This window comes from Ensifer sp. M14 (assembly GCF_003355565.1).
In the GTDB taxonomy this organism is placed as follows: domain Bacteria; phylum Pseudomonadota; class Alphaproteobacteria; order Rhizobiales; family Rhizobiaceae; genus Ensifer.
Genome location: NZ_QJNR01000004.1, coordinates 2,060,532 through 2,081,929, shown reverse-complemented (window position 1 = coordinate 2,081,929; position 21,398 = coordinate 2,060,532). Strand labels below are relative to the sequence as shown.

Below are 21,398 nucleotides of genomic sequence, written 5' to 3'. Positions count from 1 at the left end.
GGAAATGCGTGAGAACAAAGAGAGTGAGCGGACAAGCGAAATGTCAGACCGTGAATTCACCCTGATCGAGAACGAATGGATCCGATTGAAGGACGGCACCCGGCTTGCCGCCCGCATCTGGATGCCCGCAGGCACGGATGCCGACCCGGTGCCATCAGTGCTTGAATACCTGCCCTACCGCAAGCGCGGCGGCACGAGCCTTCGCGATGAATCGACCTACCCGGTCTTTGCCGCCGCCGGCATTGCTGGCGTGCGTGTCGACATCAGAGGCTCGGGCGAAAGCGACGGCGTCATCGACGGCGAATATACACCGCGCGAACTTGCCGACGGCTGCGAGATCATCGAATGGATCGCTGCCCAGCCCTGGTCGAACGGCAAGGTCGGCATGATGGGCATCTCCTGGGGCGGCTTCAACTGCCTGCAGGTCGCAGCCTTGAAGCCGCCGGCATTGAAGGCCGTGATCTCCATCGCCTCCACCGTCGACCGCTACAACGACGACATTCACTACAAGAACGGGTGCCATCTCTCGGCGCAGCTATCGTGGGCGGCGACGATGCTTGCTTATCAATCGCGCTCGCCGGACCCCGCCATCGTCGGCGATCGCTGGAAGGAAATGTGGCTGGAGCGCCTGGAGAACGAGCCCTACTTCATGGAGGAATGGCTCGAGCACCAGCGCCGCGACGCCTTCTGGCAGCATGGCTCGATCTCAGAGAGTTTCGACAGCTTCGACACGCCGGCGCTCGTCATTGCCGGCTGGGCCGACGGCTATCGCAACACGCCGCTGAAAGCCGTCGAGGGTCTCGGCATGAAGGCCAAGGCGATGATCGGCCCCTGGGTGCACAAATATCCGCATTTCGCCTGGCCGAAGCCGCGCGCCGATTTCCATGGCGAGGCGATCCGCTGGTGGAACCGCTTTCTGCGCGACGAGAACAACGGCGCCGAAGGCGGGCCGCAGGTGCGCGCCTATATCCTCGACGGCCCGCGCCCGACTGTGCGGCGCGACAACGACCCCGGCCGCTGGGTCGCCAAGGACGTCTGGCAGACGCCGGAGATGCAGGTTCTCGGCGTCACGCTCGACGGCAGGCTCGCCGCCGACACCAAGGACAAGGGCATCGGCGACGTCTATCTGAAATCGCCGCTCGATACCGGTACGGCATCCGGCGAATACTTCACCCTGAAACCCGATGCCGAAATGGCCGGCGACCAGCGCATCGACGATGCCGGCGCGCTGACCTTCGAAACGCGTCCCTCGCTGGAGGCTGAAGACTATCTCGGCCAGGCGAGCCTCTCGGTCGATGTCACCTGCGCCGCAGACACCGCCAACCTCGCTGCCCGCATCGTCGATGTGCATCCGGATGGGACCGCCACCCGCATCGCCTTCGGCGTGCTCAATCTGGCGCATCGCGACGGCAATGCCGAACCGCGACCGATGGAGAAGGGCCGCAAGACGCGGATCACCCTGGTTCTCGACGCCTGCGGCTATCGCGTGCGCGCCGGTCACCGCATCCGGCTGTCGCTGTCGACCTCCTACTGGCCGATGATCCTGCCGCCGCCAGGCGATCCCGGGCTCACCATCGACACGGCAAGCCTGGCGCTTTCGCTACCCCTGCTCGGCCAGCACAGCGAGGTGGTCGTGCCGGAGCCGGAAAATCCGGACCCGCTGCCGAAGTACATCGAGCATACGGCGGGCAGTACCAGCCGTACCGTCGAGCGCGACATGACCAATGGCGTCACCCACTATCGCATCTACGAGGATGGCGGCTTGAGCGAGCACCCCGATACCGGGCTTTCGACGCAGGACATTCGCGACGAGACCTGGTCCATCGCGTCAGACGATCCACACTCGATGATCGGCACCTCGACCTGGACCTGCATTGCGAAGCGCGAAGGCTGGTCGGTGCGCACCGTCTCGACCTCGGTGCTCACCTGTGACGCCAACGACTGGATCACCGAAGCCAAGATCGTCGCCTATGAAGACGACGCCCCGATCTTCGAAAAGAGCTTTGCCAAGCGGGTCGCGCGCGACCTGATGTAGGCGCATCTTGACTTCAGCGCCGCATGACTGTACCAATCGGTAAATACTTTACTGATTGGTACAGTCATGCGCCATTTTTTCAGTCGTCACCAACCTCCCATCCATATCGGCCGCGGCCTGGTTGCCGGCATCGGCGGCCTTGTCGCCATTGCCGCCGTCGGCGCGCTCACCAACATCGTCGGCGAACCGCTGCTGATGGCGCCGTTCGGCGCCAGTTGCGTGCTGATCTTCTCGGTCGCCGGCAGCCCGCTTTCGCAGCCGGCCAATGTCGTCGGCGGCCATTTCGTCGCGACGCTGGTCGGCCTCGTCATGCGCGCGATCTTTCCCAACGAGTGGTGGGCGGTCGGCCTCGCCGTCGGCGCCGCAATTGCACTGATGGCAGCGCTGCGCATCACCCATCCACCGGCCGGCGCCAATCCGCTGGTGGTCTTTGCCAGTGACCCCGGCTTCGAGTTCCTGCTCTTTCCCGTGTTGACCGGTTCGCTGATACTGGTCGCCGTCGGCACGCTGTTTCATCGTTTCGGCAAGGTCGAATATCCGCTTCAAAGGAAGCCCGCATGAGCCGCGTCGTCGCCGAGCGCCAGGATGTCATCGCCACGCTTGCGGAGGTCTTTCGCGAGCATGGCTATGACGGCGCGAGCCTCAGCCTGATCACCGAGAAGACCGGGCTCGGCAAGGGCAGCCTCTATCACTTCTTTCCCCGCGGAAAGGAGGAGATGGCCGAGGCCGTGCTGGGCGACATCGCCACATGGTTCCAGACCAACATATTCGACCCATTGCGCAGCGGCGAAACACCGGCGGCCGCGATCGACGACATGTTTACCGCCGTCGACAGCTACTTTCGCCAGGGACGCCGCCTCTGCCTGATGGGCGTCATTGCCGCAAGCGGCGCGCATGATCGCTTCTCGGTCGAACTCAACCGTTATTTCGCCGATTGGCGGACGGCCCTTGCTGAGGCACTCGACCGCCAGGGCACCGCAGAGAGCGAACGACAGGCGCTCGCCGAAGAGGTGATCGGCGGCATCCAGGGTGCGCTCATTCTTGCCCGCAGCCTCGATGATCCTCAAGCGTTCGGCCGCGTGCTTAGCCGCCTCAAGGCGCGCTGCCGCTCGTCGCAGAACTGACAAAAATCAGATCGCAAGGCGCTGCCGCCTTGACAATTCCCCGTGCACCCGGTTATTAACCTTCAAGTTAAATAACTTTCGGGTTAAAGAACGGCCGCGCCTTGCGACGGCGCTGGCTGCGGGAGGAAACATCATGGCAATGACCACTGAAAACGCATCGCGCGAACACAGGCTGAGCCTGGAGATCACCAGGATCTTCGACGCCCCGCGCAGCCTCGTGTTCAAAGCCTGGTCGACCCCGGAACATGCGTTGCGCTGGTGGGGACCGCGTGATTTCAACCCGCATTCCATGAAGATGGATTTCCGCCCCGGCGGCGCCTGGCGCGCCTGCATCCGCTCGCCGGAAGGGCAGGACTACTGGATGGGCGGCGTCTATCGCGAGGTGATCGAGCCGGAAAAGCTCATCTTCACCTTCGCTTGGGACGAGGAAGGCAAGCCGGGTGCCGATACGCTGATTACGGTGTCCTTCGTCGATCTCGGCGGCAAGACGCAGTTGACCTTCCACCAGACTCCATTCGACAGCGTCGACGAGCGCGACTCGCACCAGGACGGCTGGGGCGAGTGCCTCGAAAGACTGCAGGAGTATCTTTCCGATGTCTGAGACAATGAACACCGCGGACAACGCGCCGGGCCCGAAGGCGACGCGGCGGGAGTGGATCGGCCTTGCCGTCCTCGCCCTGCCCTGCATGCTCTATTCGATGGACCTGACGGTCCTGAACCTCGCGGTGCCGCAGCTGACCGAACAGCTGAAACCTTCGGCCTCGCAGCTCCTCTGGATCGTCGATATCTACGGTTTCATGGTGGCGGGTTCGCTGATCACCATGGGCACACTCGGCGATCGCATCGGCCGCCGCCGGCTCTTGATGATCGGCTCCATCGCCTTCGGCATCGCCTCGGTGCTTGCCGCCTTCGCATGGAGCGCGGAAACGCTGATCCTGGCGCGCGCCGTTCTCGGCGTCGCCGCCGCCACGCTCGCGCCTTCAACGCTGTCGCTGATCCGCAACATGTTCCTCGACGACAAGCAGCGCACGCTCGCAATCGGCATCTGGATCGCCAGCTTCTCTGCCGGTGGCGCCATCGGCCCCGTCGTTGGCGGACTGATGCTCTCGCAGTTCTGGTGGGGTTCCGTCTTCCTGCTCGCCGTGCCGGTGATGATCCTGCTCCTCATCCTCGGCCCGATGCTGCTGCCGGAGTTCCGCGATCCCAATGCCGGCCGGCTCGATTTCGTCAGCGCCGGCCAGTCGCTCGTCGCCGTACTCTCGGTAATCTACGGCATGAAGCGCATCGCCGAGGACGGCCTCGACGTCACGGCCGTGTTCTTCATCCTGCTCGGATTGACGGTCGCCATGCTGTTTGCCCGGCGCCAGAGCCGGCTTGCCGATCCGCTGATCGACCTCGCGCTGTTCAGGACCCCGGCTTTCAGCGCGGCGCTCGGGGTCAACATCCTCGGCCTGTTCGTCGGCTTCGGCGCCTTCCTGTTCGTGGCGCAGTATCTGCAGCTCGTGCTCGGCCTGTCGCCCTTTGTCGCCGGACTCTGGTCGGTGCCGACAGGTGTCGCCATGGTGCTGGGCTCTATCCTCGTTCCGTCGCTTGCCTCCCGCTATGCCGCCTCGAACCTGATTGCGGCCGGCTTCGTCTTGACCGCCATCGGCTTTGCCATCTGCACCCAGGTCGAAACGACGAGCAGCCCGCTGCTTGTGACGACGGGCCTTGTCGTCCTCTGCCTCGGCTTTGCGCCGGTCGGCACGCTGACGACGGATCTGATCGTCGGTTCCGCCCCGCCGGAACGCGCCGGCGCGGCCTCGGCGATCTCGGAAACCAGCTTCGAATTCGGCGGAGCACTCGGCATCGCCGTACTCGGCAGCATGCTCACGGCCGCCTATCGCAGCCGCATGGATGCGGTGATCGTCACCGGCCTTCCCGAAGAGACCGTGGAGGCCGCACGCCAGACGCTGGGCGGCGCGGTTGCCATTGCCGAGCAAATTCCGGGCGAGCAGTCCGAACGGCTGCTCGATGCCGCTCGCGACGTGTTCACCACTTCGTTTGCCTTCACCGCATCGATCTGCGTGGCCCTGTCGCTGCTGACCGCGCTGCTCGCCTTCCTGCTTCTGCGCAAGGCAACCGGCGATGGCGCCGACAACGATCCAGTCATTGCCGACGAGGCGGAAGTTTCCGCCAAGGCAGGATAACAAGTGGCGTCCGCGTAACGGACGCCAACACATAATTCGCATCAACGCCCACCTCGGCAGCGCCGTTTCCCCCGGTCGAAAGACTGGGGTCCGGCGGCGCATGCCCAAAAACAGGAGCACGTCCGATGAAAAAGCTCTATCGCGGCAGCTGCCATTGCGGCACCGTCAAGTTCGAGTGCCAGCTCGATTTCGCCGAAGGCATCCGCCGCTGCAATTGCAGCTTCTGCGCCAAGACACGCATGCAGAAATCCTTCGCGCTGCGCGACGAGTTCACCATCATCAGTGGCAAGGAGGCGTTGACGAGTTATCGAGCGGTGCCTTCAAACTGGCGGGAGGGCGACGTCGATCACTACTTCTGCAATCGCTGCGGCATCCGGCCATTTTCCCGCGGCTATCTCGAGGATTTCCTCGGCCATTTCTATGCCGTCAACGTCGCCACCCTCGACGATGTCAGCGACGAGGAACTCGGCACCGCCCCGATCATCTACGAGAACGGCCGCCACGACGACTATGAAAACCCACCGCCAGACATCCGCTTCATGTGATCGCCGACGCCGGAGAATGTCCGGGACGCGGTCCCGTCAGCATATCCGCAAGCGGGACGACCTCAAGCGGGACTCAGCGCCCGCAATGCTTCCAGCGCGCGCTCGGCATCCGCCTCCGGCACGAAGATGTGGTCGTGATAATAGGCAGCGACGACGTTGGCGCTGATGCCCTCCCGCGTCAATGCCGTCGCCACCGCCGCCGTCAACCCGACAGCTTCGAGCGCCGAATGCACATTGAGCGTGATGCGGGCAAGCAGCGGACCATAGGAAAGGTCGGCGGCATCGGCCGCCGGACGCTCCAGGATCAGCGTAACCCCTTCGTCCTCGCGATAGGTCGCAAGCGGCTCAAATGCCATGTAATGCTGCGCCTCGTCGTGGGGCACCGTGCAATAGACATAGGTTTGTGGAAACAACGCCGGCGCCATCGTCGCGAGCAGCTTCGCAAGATCCGTTTCCCCAGCCATCATGCCTCCTCCACCATGTCCGCAATCCCTCTCAACCGGATCGCAGCGCCGCTGCTGTGGTAGCGGATCGTCACATTGCCGTGAAGCACGGTCTTGCGATTTGCTTTCGAAAGGCCACGCGAAAAACATGGGCGCAACACGGCCGCCGCCCGACTGCGGCAGAGGAACCCACCGATGCCTGCAAAACGCGACGCTCATCCGATCACTGTGAAGGCCGGCCGCCACCTGCGGCTGATCGCTCCGGCACTGGCGCTCTGCGTCGCACTTTCGTTTGGGGCAACGGCCCGAGCCGCCGAACCGGCCATCTCCATTCCGCCGCCATCGCTGGACGAGAAGGCAGCCAGCGGACCGGAGACGGCGGTGTTCTCCGGCGGCTGCTTCTGGGGCGTCCAGGGCGTGTTCCAGCATGTGAAGGGCGTGAGCAAAGCCGTCTCCGGCTATGCCGGCGGCAGCCGCGACACCGCGTCCTACGAGGCGGTCAGCAATGGCGATACCGGCCACGCGGAATCGGTGGAAGTGACCTACGACCCGAGCAAGGTCAGCTACGGCAAGCTGTTGCAGATCTTCTTTTCCGTCGGCCACAACCCGACGCAGCTGAACTATCAGGGGCCGGATCGCGGCACGCAGTATCGCTCGGCGCTGTTCGTCGCCACACCGGAGCAGAAGAAGATTGCCGAAGCCTATATCGCCGAACTCGGCAAATCCGGCGTGTTCCCGGCCGAGATCGTCACCGAGATCGCGCCGCTGAACGGCTTCTATGTCGCTGAGGCCTATCACCAGGATTTCCTGACGCGCAACCCGACCTACCCCTATATCGTCTACAACGACATGCCGAAGATCGAGAGCCTGCGCAAACTGTTCCCGCAGAGCTTCCGAGCCAATCCGGTGCTGGTGTTCAAGGCGAAAAGCTAGCGCACCCAAGAGAACTGAGGCGCGCGAGAACTGAGGCGCACCGCGGCCGGATTTACGCTGCGGTCAGGGCCGAAACGCTCAGCCGGTCCCGACAAGAACGGCAATGCCGTCCGCCAGACGACGAAAGCCTTCGCGCGCGCCTTCGCTCATGTGCCGGGCCCTGAGCCAGGCATGGATCATCTGCGGCTCTTCCCGGAACGTGACATTGACGCCGGCCATCGCCAGCCGCGCCGCATAGATGCGCGCATCGTCGCGCAACGGATCGAAGAAAGCGCCGGTGATGTAGGTCGGCGGCAGGCCTGAGAGATCCTTCTCCGCCAGCGGTGCCGCAAACGGGTTGCCCTCCGGCGCCTGCAGGATCTCACGATAGTAGCTGGTATCGGCGGTCGTCAGCCCCGGCGCCTCCGACATCTCAACATAGGAGCCGGAAGTGAGATCGCCGCCGAGCCCCGGATAGATCAGCGCCTGGCCGACGACACCCGTAAGCCTCTCAGCCCGCGCCTTCAAGACAATGCCCGCCGTCAGGTTGCCGCCGGCACTGTCGCCGACGACCACCACGGGCCGTCCATCGGCGAAGAGGAAATTCAAGACCGCGTAGCAATCCTCGAAGGCGGCCGGCCAGACATGCTCGGGCGCCAGCCGGTAATCGACCGATACGAGTTCCGCCCTGGCGAAATCCGCAAGCTCGGCGCAGATGGCGTCATGGCTGTCGAGCGAGCCGACGACGAAGCCGCCGCCGTGGATGTAATAGATCCGTGTGTCGGTGGAGATCGCCGCCGGCCGGTAGCGCCGGATCGGGATGCGGCCGTCGACAAGCCCGTCCTGGCGCGTCAGCCCTTCAGGTGACGGCGCGTCGAACTCGGCACAAAGTGCATCGTACCATTTGCGCTGCTGTTCGATCGACGCGTCCACCGCATCGGCGGGATAGAAGGCTTCACAGCGCCGGTGAAAGGCGAGAATGCCCTCCTCGGTCGGCATCGGTTTCATTACGGCCTGATCCAAAGTCCGCCTCCTGATCTCTCCAGCGGAAGTCTAGCAGCAGGCCGGCCGCCTTCTATCCGGAAACCGACACAACCATGAAAATTCCGCCGCCGTTGCGTTGTCGGGGACGACCTCCCGCTCGCGCTTGCAAGCGCGGCTCCACAACGATTAACTGCACGGATGGCCTTCACCTTCAGACAGTTGCAGTATTTCGTCGCCGTCGCCGAGCAGGGCTCGATCACCCGTGCGGCACAGAACCTGTCAATCTCGCAATCCTCGATCACCGAGGCGATCAAGGAGCTTGAGGGCGACCTCGGCGTCGAACTGTTCGACCGGCATCCGCGCGGCCTGTCGATCACCCATAACGGCCACCAGTTTCTGCGGCATGCGACAAAAATCCTCTCCGACGTCTCGGATGCAAGGCGCAGCTTTTCCGACAGCCGCGAGGAGACCGGCGGCAAGCTCAATCTCGGCGTCACTTCTCTTGTGGCCGGCTACGTGCTGTCGGATCTGCTCGCCCGCTATCGCCGCGCCTGCCCCGGCGTCGATGTCAGCGCCATCGAGGACAACGGCTCCTATCTGGAACACCTCTTGATCGGCGGCGAGCTCGACGTTGCCGTGATGGTCATCTCCAATCTCCGGGACCGCATGGCGCTGCAGGCCGAGATCCTCGAAACCTCGCCCTATCGCCTCTGGCTGCCGATCGGCCATCCGCTCGTCAGCGCCGACATCATCTCGATCAGCGATATCGCCAAGGAGCCGCTGATCATGCTGACGGTGGACGAAATCGAGGAGAACACCGGCAAGCTGCTGTCGGCGCTCGGCGCCCGCCCGCACGTCGCCTTCCGAACACGTTCGGTCGAAGCCGTGCGCAGCCTGGTGGCAACCGGTGCCGGCATCGCGCTTCTGCCCGATCTCGTCTACCGCCCCTGGTCGCTTGAAGGCGACCGCATCGAGAGCCGCGACGTCTCCGGCGCGCTTCCCGTCGTCCAGGTCGGCATGGTCTGGCGCAAGGGCTCCAGCTTGCCGCAATCGGCACGCGATTTTGTCGGCATTGCGGAAGCGCTGCGCAGCGCCCGTCCACGCTAGAAATCCGATACGGTTCAGAAATTCAAAGAAAATCATAGGGCTACGCCACAGTATATGCGTTCGTCCGCACCGGTACATCTATCGATATCGGGAAAACCGATAGCGGCATTCTGATTAATGAATTTGCGAATGCGGAGAAACCAAGGCACGCTTCAACCTGGGAACGAAGCCGTAAAATGCGGCTCAAAACTGGGAGAATTCAGATGAAGCAGATCCTGAAATCCTGCACGGCGCTGACGCTGTCGCTCGGCCTTGTGGCACCCGCCTTGGCGCAGGAGCCGCTCAAGGAACTGGGCAAGGGCGAAGGCGAACTGTCGATCGTCGCCTGGGCCGGCTACATCGAACGTGGCGAGACCGACAAGAACTACGACTGGGTCACAGACTTCGAAAAGCAGACCGGCTGCAAGGTCAGCGTCAAGACAGCCGCCACCTCGGACGAAATGGTGGCGCTGATGAACGAAGGCGGCTTCGACCTCGTCACCGCCTCGGGCGACGCCTCGATGCGGCTTGTCGCCGGCAAGCGCGTCCAGCCCATCAATACCGATCTCATCCCAAGCTGGAAGACCATCGACGAGCGCATGCAGAACGCGCCCTGGTACACGGTCAACGGCGTTCACTACGGCACGCCCTATGTCTGGGGTCCGAACGTGCTGATGTACAACAAGGACGCCTTCAAGGGCGAAGCGCCGAAGAGCTGGAACGTCGTATTCGAGGAAATGAACCTGCCCGACGGCAAGTCCAACAAGGGTCGCGTCCAGGCCTATGACGGCCCGATCCACGTGGCGGACGCCGCCAACTACCTGATGAAGCACAAGCCCGAGCTTGGCATCAAGGATCCCTACGAGCTCAACGAAGACCAGTACAAGGCGGCACTCGATCTGCTGCGCACCCAGCGCACCCTTGTCGGCCGCTACTGGCACGACGCCATGATCCAGATCGACGACTTCAAGAACGAAGGCGTCGTCGCCTCCGGCTCCTGGCCGTTCCAGGTCAACCTGATGGAAGCCGAAAAGCTGCCGATCGCCTCGACCATTCCGGAAGAAGGCGTGACCGGATGGGCAGACACCACCATGCTGCACGCTGAAAGCGCCCATCCGAACTGCGCCTATATGTGGATGGAGCACTCGCTTTCGCCCAAGGTCCAGGGTGATGTCTCCGCGTGGTTCGGCGCCAACCCGTCGGTCGGAGCCGCCTGCAAAGGCAACGAACTTCTGACCGACGCCGGCTGCAAGACCAACGGCTACGAGGACTTCGACAAGGTCAAGTTCTGGAAGACGCCGGTGACGAAATGCGCAAGCCAGGGCGAATGCGTGCCCTACCACCGCTGGGTTTCCGACTATATCGGCGTCATCGGCGGTCGCTGAGCCGCCGCGACCATATCGCAAGCATTAGCCCCTCACCCTGACCCTCTCCCCGCTCGCGGGGAGAGGGAACGCCCTCGGCAAACCCGCAGGGCATCACCTTGAGGCAAGGCGTCCGCCACGTGTCTCCTTCGCCCCGCCTGCGGGGAGAAGGTGCCCGGCAGGGCGGATGAGGGGCGCTTCCCCTCACCGCGGGGATGAGGGGCTGGAATTCTGGAGCAACTTGATGTCCACCGCCGTTCTTTTCGACAATGTTTCCCGCCACTTCGGCGCCGTGCGCGCGGTCGATGGTGTGAACCTCGAGATCGCCGAGGGCGAATTCTTCGCCATGCTCGGCCCCTCCGGCTCGGGCAAGACAACCTGCCTGCGCCTGATGGCCGGCTTCGAGCAGCCGACCGGCGGCCATATCGAAATCTTCGGCGAGACGGCAGAAGGCGTGCCGCCCTATCGCCGCAGCGTCAACACCGTCTTCCAGGACTATGCGCTCTTCCCGCATCTCTCGATCCTCGACAACGTCGCCTATGGGCTGATGGTCAAGGGCGTCGGCCGCGAAGAGCGTCGCAAGGCGGCCGAAGACGCGCTCGCCATGGTCAAGCTGCCGAGCTACGGCAGCCGCCGCCCCGGCCAGCTCTCCGGCGGTCAGCGCCAGCGCGTCGCGCTCGCCCGTGCCCTCGTCAACAAGCCGAAGGTGCTGCTGCTCGACGAGCCGCTCGGTGCGCTCGACCTCAAGCTGCGCGAGCAGATGCAGGAAGAATTGAAGACCCTGCAGAAATCGCTCGGCATCACCTTCGTCTTCGTCACCCACGACCAGGGCGAAGCGCTGTCGATGGCCGACCGCATCGCCGTCTTCAACGATGGCCGCATCCAGCAGCTCGGCAGCCCGGAAGAAGTCTACAAGCAGCCGAAGACCCGCTTCGTCGCCGATTTCGTCGGCTCGTCAAACGTGCTGCCGGCAAAGCTGTGCCAGAAGTTGGGCGTCAGATCCGCCTATGCCAGCCTTCGCCCCGAGGCGATCTTGCTGTCGCCACCGGGCGAAGGAGCGCTCAGCCTCAACGGCACCGTCTCGGCCCATAGTTTCCTCGGCGCGGTCAATCGCGTCGTCGTCGACGTCGATGGCGCGCGCATCGCGGTCGCAAGCCCCGCCGCGCTTGCCGTGCCCAACGTCGGCAGCCCCGTCACCATCAGCTTTGCGGCGCACGAGTTGCACCCGATGGAGGACGCATGACCGCCGTCGTTGAACATATCACCCTACAGGATCTTCGAGGCCCGGCCGGCCGGCTCTCGGACTTCTTCTGGAAGCACCCGCATGTGCTGCTCACCGTCATGCTGGCGCCGCCGCTCCTGTGGCTCGGCGTCGTCTACATCGGCTCGCTCTTTGCGCTTCTGCTGCAGAGCTTCTTCTCGATCGACGACTTCTCCGGCCTGATCAATTACGAGTTTACCTTCGCCACCTACCGCCAGCTGCTGAGCGAGACCAATCTCGACATCATCCTGCGTACCGTGTCGATGGCGGCGATCGTGACGGTCGCCTCGGCGCTGATCGCCTTTCCGATCGCCTATTACGCGGCGCGTTACGCGCAGGGAAAATGGAAAGTGCTGTTCTACCTCGGCATCATGCTGCCGCTGTGGTCGAGCTATCTCGTCAAGATCTATGCCTGGAAGCTGATCCTCGCAAAGGAAGGCATCGTCACCTGGTTCCTGGCCAAGGTGCATCTGCAGTGGCTGCTCGATGCCTGGCTCTCGCTTCCCGTCGTCGGCGGTAACTCGCTCTCGGTCAGCTACACCGGCACCTTCATCGTCTTCGTCTATGTCTGGCTGCCCTTCATGATCCTGCCGATCCAGGCAGCGCTCGAGCGCGTGCCGGGAAACCTGATCGAGGCCTCCTCCGATCTCGGCGGCACGCCGGCCCAGACCTTCCGCCACGTGCTTTTTCCCTTGGCGCTGCCGGGCATCGTCGCAGGATCGATCTTCACGTTTTCGCTGACGCTCGGCGACTACATCATTCCGCAGATCATCGGTTCTTCCCGGCTGTTCATCGGCCAGGCGGTCTATGCCCAGCAGGGCACGGCCGGCAACATTCCGCTTGCCGCCGCCTTCACCGTCGTGCCGATCGTCATCATGGGCGCCTATCTCTATATGGCCAAACGCATGGGGGCCTTCGATGCGCTCTGATCGCCTCAACCGCTCGCCCCTCGGCCTGAAGATCGCGGCCGCCGCCGGCCTCGCCTTCATGCATGTGCCGATCCTGCTGATCTTCCTCTATGCCTTCACCACGGAGGAAAAGAGCTACCAGTTCCCGCCGCCGGGGCTGACGACGCAATGGTTTGCCGTCGCCTGGAACCGGCCGGATGTCTGGGCGGCGCTGACGCTGTCGGTCAAGGTCGCCTCGATCGCGACCGCCGTCGCCCTGGTGCTCGGCACGCTCTGTGCTGCCGCCGTCAGCCAGACGCGCTTCTTCGGCCGCGAGACAATCTCGCTGCTGGTCATCCTGCCGATTGCGCTGCCCGGCATCATCACCGGCATCGCGCTGCGCTCGGCTTTTTCGATGGCCGAGATCCCGTTTTCCTTCTGGACCATCGTGCTTGGCCACGCGACCTTCTGCATCGTCGTGGTTTACAATAATGCCGTTGCCCGCTTCCGCCGCATCTCCGGCTCGCTGATCGAGGCCTCGATGGACCTCGGCGCCGATGGTTTCCAGACCTTCCGATACATCATCCTGCCGAACATCGGCACGGCGCTTCTGGCCGGCGGCATGCTCGCCTTCGCCCTATCCTTCGATGAGGTGATCGTCACCACCTTTACCGCCGGCCAGCAGTCGACGCTGCCGATCTGGATGCTCGAAGAGCTCATCCGCCCACGCCAGCGCCCGGTGACCAATGTGGTCGCCATGATCGTGGTGCTGGTCACCTTCCTGCCGATCCTCGGCGCCTACTACCTGACCCGCGACGGCGACCAGATCGCCGGCGGCGGCAAATGAACAAGACTTTCAAGGGAGAACAGACATGGACACCCAGCTTTTGATCGGATCGCGCTTCGAGGCCGGAACCGAAGCCGAGGAGCTTATCCTGAACCCGCGCACCGGCGCAAAGATCATCGATCTCGCCGAAGCCTCGCACATGCAGGTCGAAGCGGCCGTGGACGCAGCGGAACGCGCCTTCGTCTCCTGGTCGATGACGACGCCGGGCGAGCGCTCCGGTTATCTGCTCAAGATTGCCGACGCGATCGAGAAGAACGCCGACGATTTCGCCGCACTCGAGGCGCTCAACTGCGGCAAGCCGATCAATGCCGTGAGGAACGATGAACTGCCCGCCATCGTCGACTGCTGGCGCTTCTTTGCCGGCGCCATCCGCAACCTGCATGCGCCGACGGCGGGCGAGTACCTGCCCGGACACACGTCCATGGTCCGCCGCGACCCGGTCGGCATCGTCGGCTCGATCGCGCCGTGGAACTATCCGCTGATGATGATGGCCTGGAAGCTGGCGCCGGCGATTGCCGGCGGCAACACCGTCGTCTTCAAACCGTCGGAACAGACGCCGCTGACGGCGCTGAAGCTGGCGCGTCTGCTCGCCGACATCCTGCCCGAAGGCGTCGTCAACGTCGTCACCGGCCGCGGCGAAACCGTCGGCAACGCGCTGATCAACCACCCGAAAATCGCGATGGTCTCGATCACCGGCGACATCGCCACCGGCAAGAAGGTGCTGACGGCCGCCGCCAAGACGGTGAAGCGCACGCATCTGGAACTTGGCGGCAAGGCCCCTGTCATCGTCTATGACGACGCCGATCTCGAAGCGGTCGTCAACGGCATCCGCACCTTCGGCTACTACAATGCCGGCCAGGACTGCACCGCCGCATGCCGCATCTATGCCGAAGCCGGCATCTACGAAAAGCTCGTCGCCGACCTGAGTTCCGCGGTGTCCACCATCCGCTACAATCTTGCCGACGACACAGAAAACGAGATCGGTCCGCTGATCTCGCGCCGCCAGCGCGACCGCGTCGCAAGCTTCGTCGAGCGCGCCGCCGACCAGAAGCACATCGAGATCACCACCGGCGGCGCTGCTGGTAGCGCCGACGGCTTCTTCTTCCAGCCGACGGTGATCGCCGGTGCCACCCAGGAAGACGAGATCGTCCGGCGTGAAGTGTTCGGCCCGGTCGTCTCCGTCACCCGCTTCACCGGCAAGGACGATGCCGTCGCCTGGGCGAATGACAGCGATTACGGCCTCGCCTCCTCCGTCTGGACCAAGGACATCTCCAAGGCGATGAGGGCCGCCTCGCGCCTGCAATATGGCTGCACCTGGATCAACACCCACTTCATGCTGACCAACGAGATGCCGCATGGCGGCGTCAAGCAGTCGGGCTACGGCAAGGACATGTCCGTCTATGCGCTGGAGGACTACACTGCCGTCCGCCACATCATGATCAACCACGGCTAAGCCTTCAGGCGTGGCGCGGCCTTTTCGGGCAGCGCCGCGCCTCTCGGGCCACGACAAATGGGAGGAAATACCATGTACCGCCGCCAACTGCTCGTTGCCGCAGGCGCTCTGGGTCTGAGCGCCGTTCTCCAGGTACCCCCAGGCTTTGCCGCCGATGCGGCGCCTGATGTCGTCAAGGCTTATGTCGCCGCCTGGAACGCCCATGATGCGACGAAGGCCGCATCCTACTTCGCCGACGGCGTCACCTACTACGACGCCTCCGTCGGCAAGCCCGTGACCGGCAAGGATGCCGCCAAGACCGGTGTCATCGACAACTTCCTCAATGCTGCTCCCGATGCCGTCTGGACCATGAAGGGCGATCCGATTGCCGCCGGCGACAAGGTCTCTTTCGAATGGGAGTTCTCCGGAACCAATTCGGGCGCCTGGGCAGATGGCACGGCCGCAACCGGCAAGAGCTTCAAGTTCACCGGCGCCTCGGTGTTCACGGTCAAGGACGGCAAGATCGCCGCGCAAAATGACTACTACGACGCGCTCGGCTTCTACAAACAACTCGGCCTGCTCTAGTCGGCCGTCGAACCTGCGAGACCGCTCTTCCAGTAGCCGCAAGCCCGCGAACAAAAACATGCGCCCAAAACTCATAAAATAGCTTGCGCGAAGAGGAAACATGAGTAACACGATCACCTTATGAGTTTCTGACCCTTGCTCAGAAGGTGTGTCGCATGCTTGCAAGAAGGATCGCTGCTTCAGCCGGGCTTCCGGCTGTGTCTCGCCCGCACCGTGCGGGCGATAGCGCATCTCTTCTGGATGCCTGTTCATGGCAGGCGGCACAATGACCGCCGCCGCCGAAGCGATCATGGACACGGGAAGCGCCAAGATTCTGTCCGCTGCCTTTTCAGGCACGCACGCCTGGTGCAACGAGAAGATGATGCTGTCGGATGATCTTTCCGACGGCATGGCGTTGCCGGAGTTCTTCGCCTCCGGCGCCTTCGACCGTGCGCTCGACATCTATGCGGAAAAATCAGGGGGGACTGATCGCCGCGCTGTCGCCTCCATGTGGTCGCTCTACTATTTCTCGGCGCTCACCATTCCCTATATCGTTGCCCGCGTGCTCGACCATCAGGTGCTGCCGGTCGCGTTTAACCGCATGAAGGTGGCACTATCCGACGATGGCCTGCCCCGCGCCTTTGGCGTCGTCGATGCCGGCGACTGGCAGGCGGGCGACAATGACGACGTTTTCGCCACCCTATCACCGCTGATGGGCGAGCATCTGCGCGAAGTCGTCGGCTATCTCAAGTCGAGCGGCGGCATCGCCCCGAAACTCGCCTGGAACAACGCGCTCGTCTATATCGACTACGCCATGCGCGCCGCCGGCGTCGAGCCGCTTCATGCCCAGGCCGAAGCCTTGATCGGTAGCAAGTCCCTGCCCGATGGTTCGCCCAACCCCTTCTTCGGTTGCCTGCGCCACGAGGAAGAGGACGGCGCGCGCGTCTGCCGGCGCAAGATCTGCTGCCTGCGCTACCTGCTCCCGGGCGTGCGCAGTTGCGGTAGCCTCTGCGCCCTCCCCAGCCAACGGAACCAGTAGCTTGCCTTATCTCGCCTTGCGGCCCGCGGTCCGGCTCTTGCTGGCCCTGATCATCACCATCCTGCTTTTCGCCACGGTCGCCCGGGCCGAAGGCAAATGGCCGATGACGGTGAAGGACGCGGCCGGGCGCGAGGTGACGATCCCCGCGGCGCCAAAGGCGATCCTGCTCGGCAGCGGGTTCAACCTGGTGGCGCTTTCGCTCATTCATCCGAAGCCCGTCAGCCTGCTCGCCGGCTGGTCCGGTGACATGAAGGGCGACAATCCCGAGATCTACGAGAGCTTTCGCAAGAAATTTCCTGCGATTGCCGACGTGCCGCTGATCGACGACGCCTCTGGCGTGGGTACGGCACTTTCCCTGGAAACGCTGCTGACATTGAAGGCCGACCTTGCGATCCTTGCCAACTGGCAGGCCGATACCGAGCCGGGCCAGCGCGCCATCGACTATCTCACCAGCACCGGCGTGCCTGTCATCGTCGTCGATTTCAACAGCGATCCGCTGAAAAGCACAGCCGACATGATGCGGCTTCTCGGCCGCGTCCTCGAGCGCGACGACCAGGCGGAAGCCTTCGCACGCTTCTATGAGGACAAGCTGGCCTTGATCCGGTCCCGCGTCGCCGCCAAGCCCGAGCCGCGCCCGACCGTACTGATGGATGCCTTTCCGAAGCCCGATCGTTGCTGCTGGGCCTATGGCGTCGGCGGGCTCGGCGAGTTCCTGACGATCGCCGGCGGCCGCAATATCGCCGAAGGCACGCTGCCGCGACCGGGCGGCACGGTCAGCGCCGAGGCAGTCATCGCGGCAAACCCCGATGTCTACATCGCCACCTCATCTCCCGGCGGAGTGTATAGTGGCTTCTCCATCGGTCCGGGCGTCGCCAGGGATGAGGCAGAGCAGACGCTGGCGGCTGCGGTCAAGGTGCCGGTCCTGTCCGGCATCGTGGCAGTCGAAAGCGGCCGCGTCCATGGCATCTGGAACTTCTTCAACGCCATTCCGCTCAACATCGTCGCTGCCGAAGCCTTCGCCCATTGGCTGCGGCCCGACATCTTTGCCGATCTCGACCCGGAAAAGAGCCTCGCCGAAATCAACGAGCGTTTCGCCGCCGTGCCTTTCGAAGGCACCTACACGGTCAGCCTGGGGGCCGATACGCCTCGCTAAACGCGCCAACAAGCCCACCATATTCGCAATTGCCGCAAAGGGTTGGCGAAAACGATCCGGCTTCGAACCGCCAGATGTCGGAAGCGTGACCTTCGAGCGCGTGCGGCGATGTTGCCACCCACCGCTCACCCTATATAAGGGTTGATAAGGAGGAGCTTCATGCTTTGGTTGGTAGCGTTGGTTGGCGTGGCGATCGTGTATCTGGCGGCGCGTTTCAGCCGCTTTCGCCGGTGGGCCGAGCCCATCCTTTCGGTCGCAGTGGCAATCGCCCTGCTCTCCGCTTTCATCGTCTGGATCAGCGACCGCGGCGAGCGCAAGGCTCCCGCATCCGAGCCGGTGGCAACGGCCCCGGCGGTTCCCGCCGCCCAGAATATTGTTCTCGGCGATATCACTTTCCAGCAAAGCCAGCCGGAGCGAAGTTTTCGCCTGCGCGGCACGGTCACCAACAACGGTGCCACGCCGCTTGAATATTTCCGGCTCTCCGTGACGCTCGAAGACTGCCCTCAAGACACCTGCTCGAAGATCGGCGACGATACCGCGCTGGTTCTTTCCCGCGTGCCCGTCGGCCAGGCACGGCCGTTTGAAACCTTCCTTACCTTTCCAAGCCGCGAGGGCGAAAGCCTGACGACGCCGAAATGGACCTACCAGGTATTGGAAGTCCGCGGCGCCGCCAGCAAGTGACCGACCACATCACTCCTAAGGCAAGATCGACTTGCGCAGCAGATGATGCCGCGGACGGCGAAGGTTGCAGCGCCCTTACGCCGCGGGCGCCAACCGCAGCACTGACACGATCGCGGCGGTAGTCGTCACCTCGGCGAATTCCGCCCGCAGTGTGGCGACATGCGCACGATGGATGTCGCGCGCCGGGATCGTGCCGCCCTGGCCGTCCGGCTGGTCGAAGCAGTCGCAGGCGTCTTCGACCAAGATCACCCGATAACCGAGATTGGCGCCGACCCGCACGGAGGTCGAGACGCACATATCCGTCGATATGCCGAAGAGCACGATCGTATCGACGCCGAGCCGGCGCAGGCGCAGATCGAGGTCGGTGCCGATGAAGGCGGCATTGACGCTCTTGCTGACAAGCGGCTCGTCGCCGACGGGTTCGAAGCCCGGGCGCGGCGCATTGCCCGGCGCACCCGGTTGAAGCGTCGAGCCCGGCGCGACGCTCTCGTGCCGCACATGAATGATCGGCCGGCCCGCCGCACGCCAGGCGGAGAGCAGTGCGCGCCCGTTGTCGTCGACGTCCACGTTCCAGCGCGGTGGCCAGGGAGCGGCATCGAATGCCTGCTGCATGTCGATCGGGATCAGGACGGCATTGTTGGGAAGTCTCGGGATGGTCATGGCTAACGCTCCTTGGTTGCCTCAGGAAGCTAGCTGGCCTATCGTCCGGTTTCACTGGACAAGATGATGTCCAGCCGGACGAACTTCCGGCCTGGTGTGCATAGGGGCGACACATTGACAGAATTGGATGAGAAGGACCGGCTTCTGGTGGCCGCGCTTCGACAGGATTCGCGCCAGAGTCTGGTGGCGCTTGCCCGCCATGCCGGCCTGTCGCGTAGTGCTGCCCATGAGCGTCTGCGCCGGCTGGAAACGAAAGGCGTGATCGCCGGTTACACCATCCGCATAGGCGTCGAGGACAAGGCCCCGGTGGTGCGCGCGCTGATCGCCATATCCTTCCAGCCCGGCAAAAATTGCGACCATATCGTGCCGCATCTGGCCGGCATGCCGCCTGTCGTCAGCTGCTGGTCGCTCGCCGGTGAGACCGACCTGATGCTCCTGATCGAATGCGCGTCGAACGGCGATCTTGACACCATCCGCCGGCAAATTTCGTTGATCTCGGGCGTTGCGACCATGCAGACCCATGTGGCGCTGCGCACGCATTTCGACCGGCGGGATTGATCGCGCAACGGCGCTCGACGACGCATGGCGTTGTTGCTACCCCAACCGCCGCTGAGCCACCGATACTTGCCTCATTCCTGTGCTTGTCACAGGAATCTAGCGACGGCGCGTCCGCGCCGTCATTAGCTTGCTTCGTCCCACCGCAGCATTCAAAGTTCTTTCACACCGCCGACGCGGCGCTGCTGGTTCCCTGTAGCAGGCTCATGGATGACGGTTGAGTCGGCCGGCTGATCTCATCGAGATACCAGTTGATGTAGCGCAGTTCGTTCTGTTCCATCGGCGCGATCGGCCCCGGAACGAAATAGTGCGAGCGCACGCCGCGCGAGGTGTGTTCGATGATCGCCTTGTCCTCGTCTGTTGTCACCGTCCACAGCCAGGTGAGCTTTTCGAGCTCGTAGTCCCGCCCCTCCTCGGCCTTGCCGTCGACGAGCCAGATCAGTTCCATCTCGCAGGTGCCCGCCGTCTTCGGAATGAAGCGGTAGATCATGCCGTGATCGGGATAGCAGACGAGGAATGTCGTGCCGCCGAGATGGATGGAGGTGACGCCGCCGTCGAAATCGCTGAAGCGGCCCATCAGCGGGGCCAAGGGCTGGCCGTCCTTGCTGCCGGTCTTCACACCATCATAGAGCGCATAGCGGAAGGCGTGCACCGTCTCCTTGCCACCAGCCGAACTCTGCCAGTGATCACCCGAGCCGACCTCGATGCCGAGCGCGCAGGTGCGCGCCTCCATCTTGGCGTTCAGCTCCTCGATCATGTGCAGTGGCTGTTCGAGCGCATGCGTCTCGGAATATTCCGGATGCGCCGGGCCGCAATGGTAGCACTCGACATAGTTCTCGACGGCGAGCTTCCAGTTGGCATCGACAGGATAGGACTGGCGGTGGGCGACCTTGGCCGTAGCCCAGCCATATTGGCCGCAGGTCGCATGCAGCAGGTTCTCGACTTCGGCGAAATCGAGCGGTTCTTCGGCAAAAGACATGAAGATCAGGCCTTCGACCACGCGCACATGAAGTTTCTTCAGCCCATGGTCCTCGCGCTTGAAATCCTTCGGCATCAGCCGCGCCGCCTTCAGCGCGCCGTCATTGCCATAGGTCCAGGCGTGGTAGGGACAGACGAAGGCGCGGGCATTGCCCTTGTCCTTGGTGCAGACCTCGGCGCCGCGATGGCGGCAGACATTGAGCATCGCATGGATGGCGCCGGTGGCGGTGCGGGTGACGATCACCTGCTCGGAGGCCATGCGAAAGACTTCGAAATCATTGGGGTTCGGGATCACGCTTTCATGCGCCACACAGTGCCAATGGCGGCGAAACACCCGGTCGAGATCACGCTCGTAGATGTCCTCGTCGTGGTAGAAGGCGCGGACCAGCCCATGGCCCGGCCGATGCGCTGCCACCAGCTGATCGATGCGGTCGCCCGCGACGGTGGTATTGGAAAGGTCCGATGCGAACATGGGCCTGAACTCCCGAAAGATAGACCGGAAGAACCGCGTTCCGGCGCGCGCATGCTAAGTTTACTTGGTGTGCGGGGCCGCCCCTCACCCCAACCCTCTCCCCGCATGCGGGGAGAGGGAGCGCGCGCCACCAAGCTCTCCGCCTCGTCCGCTTACGAGCTCGACGGTCGCGACTCGTCTCCTTCTC

The 21,398-nt window shown here is 63.6% G+C and carries 22 protein-coding genes; 18 read left to right on the top strand and 4 right to left on the bottom strand.

Going from position 1 to position 21,398, the window contains the following annotated elements:
* Positions 1-40 precede the first annotated feature (40 nt).
* From BLJAPNOD_RS09945 to BLJAPNOD_RS09920, 6 genes are all read left to right on the top strand, one after another.
* Positions 41-2,035 carry a CocE/NonD family hydrolase gene (locus BLJAPNOD_RS09945; protein WP_115419682.1) on the top strand — a complete coding sequence of 665 codons (1,995 nt, stop codon included), beginning with the start codon at positions 41-43 and terminating at the stop codon, positions 2,033-2,035.
* 66 nt (positions 2,036-2,101) lie between these two features.
* Positions 2,102-2,596, top strand: coding sequence for an HPP family protein (locus BLJAPNOD_RS09940; protein ID WP_115419681.1), 495 nt, complete (start codon positions 2,102-2,104; stop codon positions 2,594-2,596).
* A complete protein-coding gene (locus BLJAPNOD_RS09935; RefSeq protein ID WP_077499781.1) occupies positions 2,593-3,159 on the top strand; it encodes a TetR/AcrR family transcriptional regulator in 567 nt (188 codons plus the stop codon). The genes BLJAPNOD_RS09940 and BLJAPNOD_RS09935 overlap by 4 nt, the downstream gene beginning before the upstream one ends.
* A gap of 133 nt (positions 3,160-3,292) precedes the next feature.
* Positions 3,293-3,760: an SRPBCC domain-containing protein gene (locus tag BLJAPNOD_RS09930; RefSeq protein ID WP_115419680.1), complete on the top strand. Its 468-nt coding sequence runs from the start codon at positions 3,293-3,295 to the stop codon at positions 3,758-3,760.
* The gene (locus tag BLJAPNOD_RS09925; RefSeq protein ID WP_199565926.1) at positions 3,753-5,348 is read left to right on the top strand and encodes an MFS transporter; all 1,596 of its coding nucleotides are present in this window, start codon (positions 3,753-3,755) and stop codon (positions 5,346-5,348) included. Before BLJAPNOD_RS09930 ends, BLJAPNOD_RS09925 begins: the two co-directional genes overlap by 8 nt.
* 125 nt (positions 5,349-5,473) lie before the next feature.
* Positions 5,474-5,893 carry a GFA family protein gene (locus BLJAPNOD_RS09920; protein WP_077499777.1) on the top strand — a complete coding sequence of 140 codons (420 nt, stop codon included), beginning with the start codon at positions 5,474-5,476 and terminating at the stop codon, positions 5,891-5,893.
* Between the two features lie 62 nt (positions 5,894-5,955).
* Here the strand turns inward: BLJAPNOD_RS09920 and BLJAPNOD_RS09915 are convergent, their stop codons facing one another.
* Positions 5,956-6,357: an ACT domain-containing protein gene (locus BLJAPNOD_RS09915; protein ID WP_115421229.1), complete on the bottom strand. Its 402-nt coding sequence runs from the start codon at positions 6,355-6,357 to the stop codon at positions 5,956-5,958.
* Positions 6,358-6,531: 174 nt separating this feature from the next.
* Here BLJAPNOD_RS09915 and msrA point away from each other — a divergent pair, with 174 nt between their 5' ends.
* A complete protein-coding gene (gene msrA, locus BLJAPNOD_RS09910) occupies positions 6,532-7,269 on the top strand; it encodes a peptide-methionine (S)-S-oxide reductase MsrA (RefSeq protein WP_115419678.1) in 738 nt (245 codons plus the stop codon).
* 78 nt (positions 7,270-7,347) lie between these two features.
* Here msrA and BLJAPNOD_RS09905 read toward each other — a convergent pair whose 3' ends face one another.
* Positions 7,348-8,256 (bottom strand): alpha/beta hydrolase, encoded by a 909-nt coding sequence (locus BLJAPNOD_RS09905; RefSeq protein WP_244611009.1) that lies wholly within the window; start codon positions 8,254-8,256, stop codon positions 7,348-7,350.
* 174 nt (positions 8,257-8,430) lie between these two features.
* Here BLJAPNOD_RS09905 and BLJAPNOD_RS09900 point away from each other — a divergent pair, with 174 nt between their 5' ends.
* The 10 genes from BLJAPNOD_RS09900 (at position 8,431) to BLJAPNOD_RS09855 (ending at position 18,546) form a co-directional block, all read left to right on the top strand.
* A complete protein-coding gene (locus tag BLJAPNOD_RS09900) occupies positions 8,431-9,339 on the top strand; it encodes a LysR family transcriptional regulator (RefSeq protein WP_025427829.1) in 909 nt (302 codons plus the stop codon).
* Positions 9,340-9,542: 203 nt separating this feature from the next.
* Positions 9,543-10,703 carry an ABC transporter substrate-binding protein gene (locus BLJAPNOD_RS09895; protein WP_077499771.1) on the top strand — a complete coding sequence of 387 codons (1,161 nt, stop codon included), beginning with the start codon at positions 9,543-9,545 and terminating at the stop codon, positions 10,701-10,703.
* A gap of 223 nt (positions 10,704-10,926) precedes the next feature.
* The gene (locus BLJAPNOD_RS09890; RefSeq protein WP_115419677.1) at positions 10,927-11,925 is read left to right on the top strand and encodes an ABC transporter ATP-binding protein; all 999 of its coding nucleotides are present in this window, start codon (positions 10,927-10,929) and stop codon (positions 11,923-11,925) included.
* A complete protein-coding gene (locus BLJAPNOD_RS09885) occupies positions 11,922-12,872 on the top strand; it encodes an ABC transporter permease (RefSeq protein ID WP_115419676.1) in 951 nt (316 codons plus the stop codon). Before BLJAPNOD_RS09890 ends, BLJAPNOD_RS09885 begins: the two co-directional genes overlap by 4 nt.
* Positions 12,862-13,677, top strand: a complete 816-nt coding sequence (locus BLJAPNOD_RS09880) for an ABC transporter permease (RefSeq protein WP_077499765.1) — start codon at positions 12,862-12,864, stop codon at positions 13,675-13,677. The genes BLJAPNOD_RS09885 and BLJAPNOD_RS09880 overlap by 11 nt, the downstream gene beginning before the upstream one ends.
* A 25-nt stretch (positions 13,678-13,702) precedes the next feature.
* Positions 13,703-15,130, top strand: a complete 1,428-nt coding sequence (locus BLJAPNOD_RS09875; RefSeq protein WP_115419675.1) for a gamma-aminobutyraldehyde dehydrogenase — start codon at positions 13,703-13,705, stop codon at positions 15,128-15,130.
* Positions 15,131-15,202: 72 nt separating this feature from the next.
* The gene (locus BLJAPNOD_RS09870) at positions 15,203-15,694 is read left to right on the top strand and encodes a nuclear transport factor 2 family protein (protein WP_115419674.1); all 492 of its coding nucleotides are present in this window, start codon (positions 15,203-15,205) and stop codon (positions 15,692-15,694) included.
* A 265-nt stretch (positions 15,695-15,959) separates the two neighbouring features.
* A complete protein-coding gene (gene fhuF / locus BLJAPNOD_RS09865; RefSeq protein ID WP_115421227.1) occupies positions 15,960-16,712 on the top strand; it encodes a siderophore-iron reductase FhuF in 753 nt (250 codons plus the stop codon).
* Position 16,713: 1 nt separating this feature from the next.
* On the top strand, positions 16,714-17,865 hold the full coding sequence (locus BLJAPNOD_RS09860; protein WP_199565925.1) for an ABC transporter substrate-binding protein: 1,152 nt from the start codon (positions 16,714-16,716) through the stop codon (positions 17,863-17,865).
* Between the two features lie 159 nt (positions 17,866-18,024).
* Positions 18,025-18,546, top strand: coding sequence for a hypothetical protein (locus BLJAPNOD_RS09855; protein WP_077499759.1), 522 nt, complete (start codon positions 18,025-18,027; stop codon positions 18,544-18,546).
* A 75-nt stretch (positions 18,547-18,621) separates the two neighbouring features.
* Here the strand turns inward: BLJAPNOD_RS09855 and BLJAPNOD_RS09850 are convergent, their stop codons facing one another.
* Positions 18,622-19,206: a cysteine hydrolase family protein gene (locus BLJAPNOD_RS09850; RefSeq protein WP_115419673.1), complete on the bottom strand. Its 585-nt coding sequence runs from the start codon at positions 19,204-19,206 to the stop codon at positions 18,622-18,624.
* A gap of 114 nt (positions 19,207-19,320) precedes the next feature.
* Here BLJAPNOD_RS09850 and BLJAPNOD_RS09845 point away from each other — a divergent pair, with 114 nt between their 5' ends.
* Positions 19,321-19,764: an Lrp/AsnC family transcriptional regulator gene (locus BLJAPNOD_RS09845; RefSeq protein WP_244610911.1), complete on the top strand. Its 444-nt coding sequence runs from the start codon at positions 19,321-19,323 to the stop codon at positions 19,762-19,764.
* 160 nt (positions 19,765-19,924) lie between these two features.
* On the opposite strand, the gene BLJAPNOD_RS09840 is transcribed toward BLJAPNOD_RS09845, so the two are convergent.
* Positions 19,925-21,211 (bottom strand): aromatic ring-hydroxylating dioxygenase subunit alpha, encoded by a 1,287-nt coding sequence (locus BLJAPNOD_RS09840; RefSeq protein WP_115419671.1) that lies wholly within the window; start codon positions 21,209-21,211, stop codon positions 19,925-19,927.
* Positions 21,212-21,398: the final 187 nt, after the last annotated feature.